The sequence below is a fragment of the Mesorhizobium sp. M7A.F.Ca.US.005.03.2.1 genome, from assembly GCF_003997795.1.
GTDB classification, from domain to species: domain Bacteria; phylum Pseudomonadota; class Alphaproteobacteria; order Rhizobiales; family Rhizobiaceae; genus Mesorhizobium; species Mesorhizobium ciceri.
Genome location: NZ_RZRP01000115.1, coordinates 1 through 11,097, shown reverse-complemented (window position 1 = coordinate 11,097; position 11,097 = coordinate 1). Strand labels below are relative to the sequence as shown.

At 62.0% G+C, this 11,097-nt stretch carries 8 protein-coding genes and 2 pseudogenes; all 10 read left to right on the top strand.

Going from position 1 to position 11,097, the window contains the following annotated elements:
- Positions 1 to 242, top strand: a pseudogene (locus EN991_RS09290) (ABC transporter permease); the annotation flags it as partial.
- Between the two features lie 33 nt (positions 243 to 275).
- Positions 276 to 1,292 carry a sugar ABC transporter substrate-binding protein gene (locus EN991_RS09285; protein ID WP_064994996.1) on the top strand — a complete coding sequence of 339 codons (1,017 nt, stop codon included), beginning with the start codon at positions 276 to 278 and terminating at the stop codon, positions 1,290 to 1,292.
- Positions 1,293 to 1,304: 12 nt separating this feature from the next.
- On the top strand, positions 1,305 to 3,422 hold the full coding sequence (locus EN991_RS09280) for an SMP-30/gluconolactonase/LRE family protein (protein WP_127368626.1): 2,118 nt from the start codon (positions 1,305 to 1,307) through the stop codon (positions 3,420 to 3,422).
- On the top strand, positions 3,419 to 4,513 hold the full coding sequence (locus EN991_RS09275; protein ID WP_013533140.1) for an NHL repeat containing protein: 1,095 nt from the start codon (positions 3,419 to 3,421) through the stop codon (positions 4,511 to 4,513). The genes EN991_RS09280 and EN991_RS09275 overlap by 4 nt, the downstream gene beginning before the upstream one ends.
- 3 nt (positions 4,514 to 4,516) lie before the next feature.
- A pseudogene (locus tag EN991_RS09270) lies at positions 4,517 to 5,965 on the top strand (sugar ABC transporter ATP-binding protein); the annotation flags it as partial.
- A gap of 36 nt (positions 5,966 to 6,001) precedes the next feature.
- Positions 6,002 to 6,688, top strand: a complete 687-nt coding sequence (locus EN991_RS40825; protein WP_348630499.1) for a YbhB/YbcL family Raf kinase inhibitor-like protein — start codon at positions 6,002 to 6,004, stop codon at positions 6,686 to 6,688.
- Between the two features lie 37 nt (positions 6,689 to 6,725).
- Positions 6,726 to 7,130, top strand: coding sequence for a hypothetical protein (locus tag EN991_RS09265; protein WP_127368624.1), 405 nt, complete (start codon positions 6,726 to 6,728; stop codon positions 7,128 to 7,130).
- 21 nt (positions 7,131 to 7,151) lie between these two features.
- On the top strand, positions 7,152 to 8,108 hold the full coding sequence (locus EN991_RS09260) for an alpha/beta hydrolase (protein WP_127368623.1): 957 nt from the start codon (positions 7,152 to 7,154) through the stop codon (positions 8,106 to 8,108).
- A gap of 23 nt (positions 8,109 to 8,131) precedes the next feature.
- Positions 8,132 to 9,511 (top strand): ABC transporter permease, encoded by a 1,380-nt coding sequence (locus tag EN991_RS09255; protein WP_245460930.1) that lies wholly within the window; start codon positions 8,132 to 8,134, stop codon positions 9,509 to 9,511.
- A gap of 80 nt (positions 9,512 to 9,591) precedes the next feature.
- On the top strand, positions 9,592 to 10,911 hold the full coding sequence (locus EN991_RS09250; RefSeq protein WP_245460929.1) for an ABC transporter permease: 1,320 nt from the start codon (positions 9,592 to 9,594) through the stop codon (positions 10,909 to 10,911).
- The last annotated feature ends 186 nt before the right edge of the window (positions 10,912 to 11,097 follow it).

The following is an 11,097-nucleotide window of genomic DNA, read 5'->3' as shown; positions in this document are numbered from 1 at the left end:
TCTACGACGTGCTGCTGGTCGTCGTGCTGGGCGGCATCGGCCTCTCCGGTGGCCAGGGCGGCGTACGCAACGTCATCGTCGGCACCATCCTGGTCGGCATCCTGACCAACGGCATGACGATCCTGAACTTCAGCTACACCAGCCAGAACCTGATCAAGAGCGTGATCCTGCTGGGCGCGCTGGCGATCGACGCCATCATCAATCCGCGCGACGAGCAGACCTCGCAAAGCGGCGACATCTGAACAAGAACCGAGACATAAATCTGGGAGGATACCATGAAGTTGTTCAAGAACTGCCTGCTCGCGGGCATGACAGCGCTCGCGCTGCTGGGCGCGGCGAAAATCGCCACGGCGCAGGAAACCGATCAGGTCGGCCGCTCCACCTATCTCGAGGCGCTCAAGGGCAAGAAGGTCATCTTCGTGCCAATCTCGCAGGGCATGGACCTCAACCAGGCATGGGTGGTGGTGTGGCAACGTCACGCGGCACGCTACGGCTTCAGCCTCGAAGTGCGCGATCCCTCCGGCGACACCAATGCCGGCATTCGCGCCATGCAGGGCGCCATCGCCGAGAAGCCGGACCTGATCATCGTGCAGAACCCCGACGTCCAGACCTACGCACGCCTGTTGAAACAGGCGCAGGCGGCCGGCATCAAGGTGCTGCAAGTCAACATGCAGTCGGCCACCCAGACGGACAGTTATGTCGGCAACGACTGGATCGAAATGGGCCGTCTCGAAATGGGCGAACTGGCCAAGCACTGCACCGGGCCCAATGCCGTCTCGCACAAGGTGGTCTGGCTCGCCGGCGTCCAGACGGGTGCCGCCAACATCTACATGCGCACCGGCATCGACGAGGTGCTGAAGGCCAATCCCGAGCTGCAGCTCGTCTCCGACCAGCCGGCCGATTACATGAGCGAAAAGGCCCGCCAGATCACCGAGACGGTCCTCCAGCAGCATCCGGACCTGTGCGGCATCATGGGCATCTGGGATAATGCCGAGGTCGGCGCCGGTGCCGCCGTCGTGGCCGCCGGCAAGCAGGACCAGGTGACGATCGTCACCAATGGCGCGGGCAGCGCCACGGGCTGCGAGAGCATCAAGAACGGGCTGCTCGACGTGATCTTCAACTTTAATGCCCCGATCCAGGCCGAGATCGCAGCACAACAGATTTCCGAGCTGCTGCAGCAGCCCGGCCGGCAGGCGGGTAGCGAGAAGACCATCTTCTTCGGCCCGATCACCCGCGTCGACAAGGCCAATGCGACCGGCAGGAATTGCTGGAAGCTGGACGAGCTCAAGTAACGGACTTCCTTGATGAGCATGGCTGAAAGCCTTGTGCGCTGGCGCTACCGCCTGCTCCCCGACCACGTGGTCGGGGAGATCCTGACCAAGAAGTGGATCGACAGCGTCATCCCCTTCATGGCGCTGGTCATTTTGTGCGCGATCTTCGGCTCGATCGTGCCGGGCTTCTTCGATCTGGCGACGCTGACCAATCTCAGCGGTCAGACCGCCGAGCTTGGCCTTGTGGTGCTCGGCATGACCATCGTCATGGTGTCAGGCGGCATCGATCTGTCTGTCGGGTCGACCTTCGCGCTCGCCGTGCTGGTCACGCTCTATGGGATGAATGTCGAGCAGTGGAGCTTTGGTACCGGCCTTCTGGCGTGCCTGGGCCTCGGCGTCGTCTGCGGCGCCATCAACGGCTTCCTGGTTGGCTTCCTGCGCATGCGGGCGTTTCTCACCACGCTGGTGACGCTCATCATCTACCGCTCGACCTTCGACATCGTCTTTCCCCAGGTCTCGACCCGGATCGTCACCAGCGGTCCGGACTCGCCAGCCTATGATTTTCTTGGTTTCGGTACGATCTGGGGCGTGCCGACGTCCTTTGTGGTCTTCGTCGTCATCGCGCTGATCATCCATCTCGTGCTGTCGCGCGCCCGCTATGGCTGGCGGCTGTTCGCGGTCGGCGGCGCGCGCCGCTCTGCCTACAATGCCGGCATCAATGTGCGCTTCATCTTGTTCAGCGCCTATGTCTTGTGCTCGGTACTGGTGGCGCTCTCCGGCTTCTTCTTCTCGGCCCGCATCGGCAGTGCCGCTTCCGACATCGGCACCGGTCTCGAACTGCAGGTGTTGACCGCGACCGTGCTCGGCGGCATCTCGCTAGGCGGCGGGCGCGGCTCGGTCGCCAAGGCGCTGATGGGCACCGTCTTCGTGCTTGTCCTGTCGAACAGTCTGCTTGCGCTGGCCGTGCCCGGCCCGGTCAATTTCCTGATCCTCGGCATCGTGCTGCTTTTGTCGGTGCTTCTCGACGTTCGCTGGGTGAAGAACCGCCACAAGATCCTGCGCAGCGTCTACATCTCGCCAACCTTCGCCAAGATGCCGCAGGCGATCTCGACCGCGCCCGGCGCGCCAATGGCGGTGAATGACCGGTTGAAGGACGTCGGCGTCATCGGCCTCGGCGTTCTCGATGGCGCGGAGGATGTGATCTTCGACCGGCAGGACCGTCTCTACACCGGCAGCCGCCAGGGCGAGATCCTGCGCTTCCAGCCGCCCCATTACACCGATAGCGAAGTGTTCGCACATATTGGCGGCTCGCCGCTCGGCATGGCTTTCGACCGCGACGACAACCTCGTCATCTGCGTCGCCGGCATGGGCCTCTATCAGGTCTCGCCGGCCGGCGACGTAAAGCTGCTGACCGCCGAAACCAACCGCTCACTGACCTCGGTGGTCGACGACTCGACCATGAAGCTCGCCGACGACTGCGACATCCTGCCGGACGGCCGTATCGTCTTCTCGGAAGCGACAGTGCGCTTCGAAATGCATGACTGGTATGCCGACGCGCTGGAAAGCCGCGGCAACGGACGCATCATCGTCCATGATCCCAAATCCGGTTCGACACGCACACTGCTGTCGAACCTCGTCTTCCCCAACGGCATCTGCACGGCCTTCGACGGCCAGTCGGTGCTGTTCGCCGAAAGCTGGGCCTGCCGCATCAGCCGCTATTATTTCGATGGCCCGAAGAAGGGCCAAGTCGAGCGCGTCATCGAGGGCTTGCCCGGCTATCCCGACAACATCAACCGCGCCTCCGACGGTACCTACTGGCTGGCCCTGATGGGCATGCGCACGCCGGCCTTGGATCTCTCGCTTGAAATGCCGAGCTTCCGCCGTCGCATGGCGCGGCGCGTATCGGAAGACGCGTGGCTGATGCCCAATCTCAACACCGGCTGCGTGCTGCGCTTCGACGAGAACGGCCAGATCCTCGAAAGCCTGTGGGACCAGGCCGGCGAGAAGCATCCGATGATCACCTCGATGCGCGAGCACAAGGGCATCCTCTATCTCTGCGGCATCTTCAACAACCGCATGGGCACCTTGCCCTTGAAAGGCGTCGATCCCGACTGGTTCAGCTCGGATTCCTACTGGGGCAGAAAGCCATGAGCGGTTTGAGCCAGCTTCTTGACCGCTTTCTCGGCCGTGGCGAGTGGGCAGTGACCGTGCCGACGCTCGACGGGCCGTTGCTGCCCAACCAAGGACTGGAGGAAGCCGAGCCGTTCGCCGGCCTCGCCGAGGCCGACAATCTCGTACGCACCGAAAAGGGCATTCTGGCAAGCAGCGCCAACCGGCTGATGCGCTTTAGCGCCGACGGCCATGCCGAAACCTTGCAGGAATTTCCGGGCGAGATCACCGCACTCGCCCATGCCCGCGGCATGACCGCGATGGCCATCGACGGCAAGGGCGTCGTCGTCCACGGCGGCCTGCATGACGGGCGCGAGGCGACGGGTGAGGAGGCTCGGCGCCTCTCCTGCATCACCGCTCTCACCTTCCTCGACAGCAACACCTTGCTGGTGGCCAACGGTTCGGCCTCAGTGCCGGCGAGCGGTTGGCGTCGCGACCTGATGCAGAAGAGCGTGTCCGGTTCGGTCTGGCGGCTCGATCTAAAAAACGGCCGGCTGGAGCTTGTCAGGGACGGCTTGGCCTGGCCGGCCGGCATCGCCACCACCGGCTCCAACCGCATCTACGTTTCGGAGGCCTGGCGCCACCGCGTGCTGGCGATCGACCTTGCCACCACGGCGACGCTGCCCGTGCTGGAGCATCTGCCGGCCTACCCCGCCCGCATCGCCCCGGCCTTCAACGCCGGCTATTGGCTGACCTTCTATTCCGTGCGCAACCAACTGGTGGAGTTCATCCTGCGCGAGGAGACCTACCGCACCCGCATGCTGGCGGAAGTCCCGGAGGCCTACTGGATGGCGCCGTCGCTCGGCTCATGGCGCGACTATCGCGAGCCCATGCAAGGCAGCCAGTTGAAGCAGATGAACGTGCTGAAGCCATACGCGGTGACAAGGTCCTACGGGCTGGTGGTTCTTTGCGACCAGAACATGAAGCCGCTGTCGAGTTTCCATTCGCGCGCAGACGGCAAGGTGCACGGGACGCTGAGCGCCTGCGAGCTGGGCGATGATCTGCTGGTCGCCTCGCGCGGCGGATCGAGGATCGTACGCGTGGCGAGCGCCGCCAGCGGCAAGCGAGGCTAAGCGATGTCGGACGCCAACATCATTGAACTCAGGGATGCCGCCAAGGCATTCGCGCGCATTCCGGCCTTCAAGAATGTCAATTTCGACCTGCGCAAAGGCGAAATCCACGCGCTGCTCGGGGAAAACGGCGCCGGCAAGTCGACGCTGACCAAGGTCATGGCCGGTGTCTTCAAGCTGACCGAGGGCAAGATGACCTTCGACGGCAAGGATGTGTCCTTCGCCACGCCCGCCGAAGCGCTGCGCGCCGGCATCGCCATGGTGTTCCAGGAAACCAACCTGGTGCCGGCCATGACGGTAGCGCAGAATCTCTATCTCGGCGAAGAGAAGATGTTCAACCGGTTGCGCGGCCTCTACATTCAGGCGCGGCAGTTCCTCGCCGGCATGGGCTTCCAGGTCGACCCGTCCGCGCAGGTCAGCACGCTGGGCGCGGCGCACAAGCAGATGGTGGAGATCGCGCGCGCCGTCCACCACAAGGCTCGCGTCATCATCTTCGACGAGCCGACCGCGACGCTGACGCCTGAAGAGAAGAGCCACTTCTTCAAACTTTTGCAGCGGCTGGTGAAGGAGGGCATCGCCGTCATCTTCATCACCCATGCGCTGGAAGAGGCGCTTGCCGTCGCCAACCGCATCACGGTCATGCGCGATGGCGAGATCGTCGCGTCCGGCGAGGCCAAGGGCTTCACCCGCGCCTCGATCGTGCAGGCCATGGTCGGCCGCACGCTCACCGAAACGCTGCATGGCGAGGTCAAGCGCACGGCGCGCCCCTACGGCGACAAGGTGCTTTCGGTCGAGAATCTGTCCTGCGCCGGCCTGGTGCGCAACTCTTCCTTCTCGGTGTTTTCAGGCCAGGTCACCGGCATGTTCGGCCTTGTCGGCGCCGGCCGCACCGAAATGGCCAAGGTCGTCGCCGGACTGTTGAAGCGCAACATCTTCCACGGCGGCGAGATCCGCCTGCTCGGCAAGTCGGTGCGCTATCGGGTGCCCAGGCCTGCGGTGCGCGACGGCATCGTCTATGTCACCGAGGATCGCAAGGTCGACGGTTTCTTCGAAACCATGACCGCGGGCGAGAACCTGCAAATGGGTGAACTGACCGAGGGCGCCAATCCCGTCTCCATGGTGTCGCTGGCGCGAGCCAGGCAACTTGCCCGCGAATGGGGCGAACGTCTGAGCCTGCGGCAGACCAGCGACCGAGCCCGGATGATCGAGCTGTCCGGCGGTAACCAGCAAAAGGTACTGATTGCCAGGGCTTTCGCGGAAAAGCCGGTGGCTCTGGTGCTCAACGATCCCGCGCGCGGCATCGACGTCGGGGCCAAGCTTGATCTCTACCGCAACCTCAAGGAATTCGCTGCGCGCGGCAATGCCGTGGTCTTCCTGTCCAGCGAGCTGGAGGAATTTTTGAACCTGTGCACGCGGGTTCACGTGTTTCGCAATGGCGCCATTTCGGCGGATTTCGAACCGCCTTTCGATGGCCATGCCATCCTCAACGCCATGTTTGGCCGCCGCGCGACGGCGCGCCTCCCCGGCGAGGCGGCCAACGAGAATGACCCAGGCAATCCGGCGACTGTCGCCGAGAGTCACAAGCCCAGACTCGAGCAGGGCAGGCCGATGCCGAGGCCTGTGACACTGCTGAACCAGGAGGTAAACCCTATGGCGGCAACACCATCTTTTGTGCTGAGTTGTCCCGATATTGCGCCAGGCAGCGTCATCCCGGACCGGTTCGCCGAGGACAACCGGCTTTCACCGAGACTCGTTTGGTCCGGACCGCCGGAAGGCACGCGCAGCTTTGCCTTGGCTGTTACCGATCCTGACCTGCCGGAAGCATTCAATTTCCCCCGCTCGTTTGCGCACTGGCTGGTGACCAACATTCCGGCCGAGGTCCGTGAGCTCCCTGAGGGCGCCAGCGGCAGCTTGCGACTGCCGCACGGCGCCGCTGAGTTCAACAGCGACTTCGTGACATTCAAGATCCCAGGGTTCGGCAAGGGATATGGCGGCCCATGGCCGCCGGACCGGGCCCACAGGTACTTCTTCACCCTCTATGCGCTCAAGACGGACATGGTCGAGTTGCCAGCTGACGCCGATCTTGGCGCATTTGCGGCTGCGGTCATGCCTGTGGCCATCGATGCGGCGTCGTTCGTGGCAGTCTACGGGCCGGCAAAGAAGTCTCTGCCCGCGTAAAAACCGGGCATGGTAATTCCCCAATCAGGAGGATCGCATGAGTAGATATGGAAGCAGGAGCAGCTTTGATCTGGAGTGGATCGAGCGATGGGCAAGGAAGGTCAATGACGACCGCATTTTGCCGGTAGTAGGGCGGTTTTTCACCAGCAAGTTCGTGCTCGGCTTCGACGACACGGAATATCTCGTCGACGTCCGTGGCGGCAAGATCCAGAAGATCGCGCAAGGCCTCACACCCAATGACATGGGAGTCGAATTTTGGCTCAAGGCGCCGAGCAGCGCCTGGTCGAAGTTTGCCCAGGAAACCCCACCGCCGATGTTCAACGACATCTGGGCGATGGCGCATCCGCTGCACAAGCAGCTGATCATCGAGGGCAATTCGCTCCCCTTCTGGCAGAATCTGCGGGCGCTGACGCGCATGCTCTCGCTGATGCGACAAGTTTAACGGCAGCGCAGGAGAGTTGTCATGAATACACACGATCCAATCGTTGGGCGCTACGTCTACGTCCAGTGCGAAGGCAAGACGTACCGCACCTATTACGAGGAACACGGCGAAGGCATTCCGATGGTGTGCCTGCACACGGCCGGCACGGACGGACGCCAGTATCGGCACCAGCTGTGCGACCCGGACATCAGCCAGAATTTCCGCGTTATCGCTTTCGATATGCCCTGGCACGGCAAGTCGATCCCGCCGGCAGATTTTCATCTGATGGAAGACGAATACAAACTCACAACCAAATTCTATTGTGAGTTCATCGTGGCGTTCTGCCGGGCGCTGGATCTGCGCAAGCCGGTCCTCATGGGCCAGTCGATGGGCGGCAACATCTGCCTGGCGCTCGCATTGCGCTATGAAAACGAGTTTTCGGCTTTTATTGCACTTGAGGCCTGCGACTATTCCCCCGGATGGTGGATCGATGCGCTGCATCACCCCCACATCCATGGTGGCGAGGTGGTCGCGACCTCTGTATTCGGTCTGATGGCACCGCAGTCTCCTGACGATTACCGGTGGGAGACCTGGTGGTACTATGCGCAGGGCGGCCCCGGCATCTTCAAGGGCGATCTGTATTTCTACAGCGTCGATTCGGATTTCCGCGACCAGTGCCAGAAGATTTCGGGAAAGGTGCCGATCTACTTCCTGACTGGTGAGTACGATTTCGCCTGCACGCCTGAAATGACCCAGCGCACGGCCGAAAAAGTGAAGAATTCGGAATGCATCATCTTCGGTGGTGGCCACTTCCCGACATCGGAAGATCCGGCGAAGTTCAAGGAGGTCATCACCCCCGTCCTCAAGAAAATCCTCAGCGCCGATCCGGAGCGGCGCGGTCAGGGAGGCAATGCCCTTTCCGGACGGAGCATTTCCGAAAGCCGGTCCACCGCTCGCAGCGAGCGGCCCAGTGAAGGCCGGAAGGTCATCGAGTTCTAGGTTGCGCTAGCAACGAAAGACAAATGTTGATGTCCCAATCCAGGGGTTCCCAGAACACCTACCTGTTGGTCCCGATCCTGCTGATCGCGCTGCTCCTGAGCACCGCGGTCATCAGGGGGCCGAACCTTGTCTCCTTGTCGGGGTTCGGCAGCGCCATCATCGTGTCGGCGCCCCTGATTCTGGCGACATTCTCGCTTATGGCTCTGGCTGTGGCAGGACGTGGGACAGTCGACCTTGCGGTCGGACCGTTGCTCGCCTTCATCAACGTCACGATCGTCAAGCTCAACGGCCTTGGCATCGTCACGGGTCCCTTTGGCGTCTTTCTGGTCGCCCTGGGGATTGGCGTTCTCTATCAGCTCTTCTTTGCCCTCATCATCATTTTCGTGCGCGTCCAGCCGATCATTGTGGCGCTCAGTGGCTTTCTGGCCCTGACCGGCATCAATCTCGTCATCCTCCCAAGACCTGGCGGCACCGCACCGGACTGGATGTCGTCCTGGGGCCTCGGCAACACGATCTTTTCACCGATCTTGCTGATAGTATTGCTGGCTATAGCGGCCTGGCTGCTGTTCACCATGACCTCGTTCTACGCGAATTTGCGTTTGATGGGCTACGATGAGCGTGCGGCCTATACGAGCGGCGTCCGGATCAATGTGGTGCGGATCGGTGCCCACGTCATCGCCGGCCTCTTCGTTGGCTTGGGCGCGATCTGCTATACCGCGCTGATCTCGTCCGGAGATCCGACGCAGGGCACCACCATGACGCTGACGGCGGTGACCGCCCTGGTGCTGGGCGGGGTCAGCCTGTCCGGTGGACGCGGTGGCGTGGCAGGGGGGTTGCTGGGCGCGGTCAACCTCTTTCTTATCGGCTATGTTCTTGCCACGTTCAATTTCGGGTCCACGCAAGCCTTTGTGACGCAGCTCTTCTACGGGCTGATCCTCGTTCTGTCGCTCCTGCTGACCCTGCTGGTCCCCATCATCGGGCGCTACCTCCACTTCATTTCACCCTTTGCGGCCTTCGTTGTTCTGGGCTGCCTGGTCGTCGGAATCATGCTGTATGTCAGCACCCGCGATACCTATGGCGTGGCGGCCGTCGCAGGCCAGGCCTTCAAGTCCGATCCGGACGTGATGACTCGCTACCTGCTGCTGCCCGTACAGGCGGGGAGCGGGCCGACTCTGCCCGATCTCACGCCATTGCAAAGGATCGTCTTCGGCGTCGCCGTCATCTTGGCCGTGCTGACGTTCACTGTCCGCGTCATCGTAGCTGAAGCGGTTTCCGTGCGACTTGGCGCCTTCATCTATGTTTTCGTCTCGGCACTGATCCTGCTCCTGTTCCTGGTCGTCGGCGAGCAAAGCCACGCGGCCGGAATCGTGGCGACAGGACAATCGTTGGGGATCGGGCCATGAGTCAGACTTTCGCCAACGGCAGCCGCAGTGGCGGCCTCTTCATCCCGCGTTCGCGCGCCTTGGTATAGCTTAACCTCGCCGTGACATTCGTGGTGGCGGCGATCAGCTTCGGCCTGGGGTTTTGGCAGGGGCTCAGCGCCCAGATCGTCATCCTCTACACCATCGTTCTGGCCGCCGTGCTGTTCTGGCTGATCAACTACGTCGCCGTCATCTTCGAGTCTCGGTCTTCGTCTCTTGAAACCGAGTCTGCAGCCCCGGCTGACGCCGGTGGCGTCTGGGTCGGCAACCGGGTCCTGATCATCACCATGGCGGTAATGTTGATCGTGTATCTGCTGATCACGGCCACGGTCCCGTCCTTCAGATCCCTTGGCAACCTGATTGCCTTCCTGCTGCTGGAAGCGATCCTGGTCTTTGCGTTCAAGGTCGGTAACCGCTTCGCCCATGGCCGCAGCGCCTTTATTGGATTGATTGTGTTGCTGGCGCTAATCGTGATCAGCTCCTTTACGATCAACGGGTTCCTCTCTGCCGCCAACATCAAAGCAATTCTGCTGTTTGCAGCGTTCCTGGGCATTGCCTGCGTCGGGCAAACGCTGGTGGCGTTGCTCGGCGGCTTGGACCTCTCTATCCCGTTTGTTATCGGCGCGTCCAACATAGGGCTTTTGTTCCTGATCGGCCTTGGCGTACCGCCCTGGCTCGCGCTGGTGTTCGTGCTGATCATCGGCGGTGCCCTGGGTTTCTTGAATGGCGTTCTGTCCTACCGGCTGCAAGGTCAGGCGTTGATCCTCACCCTCGGAATGGGATTTGCGATCGCTGGGCTTGTCCAGATTCTGACCAGCATTGGATCGTCCTTTGGCGGCAACGTCTTTGGGACCGTTCCGAAATGGCTGCAAAATCTCGCCGCGATGAATGGTCGTACCTTCGGTCTGGCTGTCCCGCCAACGATCCTGTTGTGGGTTGTCATTGCCGTCATAGTCATCGTTGGCCTGCGTTATTCCGCCTTCGGCCGCTACATCTACGCCCTGGGCGGCAATCGCCGCTCGGCCAAGCTGATCGGTGTCTCCGAGTTCAAATACTGGACACTCGCCTACACCATCAGCGGCTTCTCAGCCGCCTTGACAGGATGCCTGTTGCTGGGCTGGAGCGGAGGGGGGTTCATAGGGGTTGGCGACCAGTATCTCTTCACAACCCTGGCCGCAGTCGTGATCGGCGGGACGTCGCTCATGGGCGGCTATGGCGGCTATGGCTACACCGTCATCGGGGTTCTCGTCCTGCAAGTCCTGAGCGCCTTCCTGATTGGCATCGGGCTCAAATACGAATGGCAACAATTCATTTTCGGTCTTCTGATCCTGCCGATGGTCGCACTCTACGGCCGCGCCCCTCACATCAGAGCCCAGGTCTAGGGAAAGCCCATGTTCGGAACACTCTTTCAATCCAGCGCGGTGGTCAGCACCGCGCTCAGTGTTGCAACCCTTGCCATGTTTGCCACGGCTGCTCTGGCAATGCTGGGCCTGACATGGACGTCCGAGCGCTGGCGGGTTCCGCTGGCGCTGTCGGCTGTTGCGCTCCTGGCGTCGGGCCTTGAATAC

Excerpts from the sequence above, each read along its gene's own strand:
- EN991_RS40825 (WP_348630499.1), top strand. The coding sequence starts at position 6,002 with ATGTTTGGCCGCCGCGCGACGGCGCGCCTCCCCGGCGAGGCGGCCAAC.
- EN991_RS09260 (WP_127368623.1), top strand. The coding sequence starts at position 7,152 with ATGAATACACACGATCCAATCGTTGGGCGCTACGTCTACGTCCAGTGC.
- EN991_RS09265 (WP_127368624.1), top strand. The coding sequence starts at position 6,726 with ATGAGTAGATATGGAAGCAGGAGCAGCTTTGATCTGGAGTGGATCGAG.
- EN991_RS09285 (WP_064994996.1), top strand. The coding sequence starts at position 276 with ATGAAGTTGTTCAAGAACTGCCTGCTCGCGGGCATGACAGCGCTCGCG.
- EN991_RS09255 (WP_245460930.1), top strand. The coding sequence starts at position 8,132 with ATGTTGATGTCCCAATCCAGGGGTTCCCAGAACACCTACCTGTTGGTC.
- EN991_RS09275 (WP_013533140.1), top strand. The coding sequence starts at position 3,419 with ATGAGCGGTTTGAGCCAGCTTCTTGACCGCTTTCTCGGCCGTGGCGAG.
- EN991_RS09280 (WP_127368626.1), top strand. The coding sequence starts at position 1,305 with ATGAGCATGGCTGAAAGCCTTGTGCGCTGGCGCTACCGCCTGCTCCCC.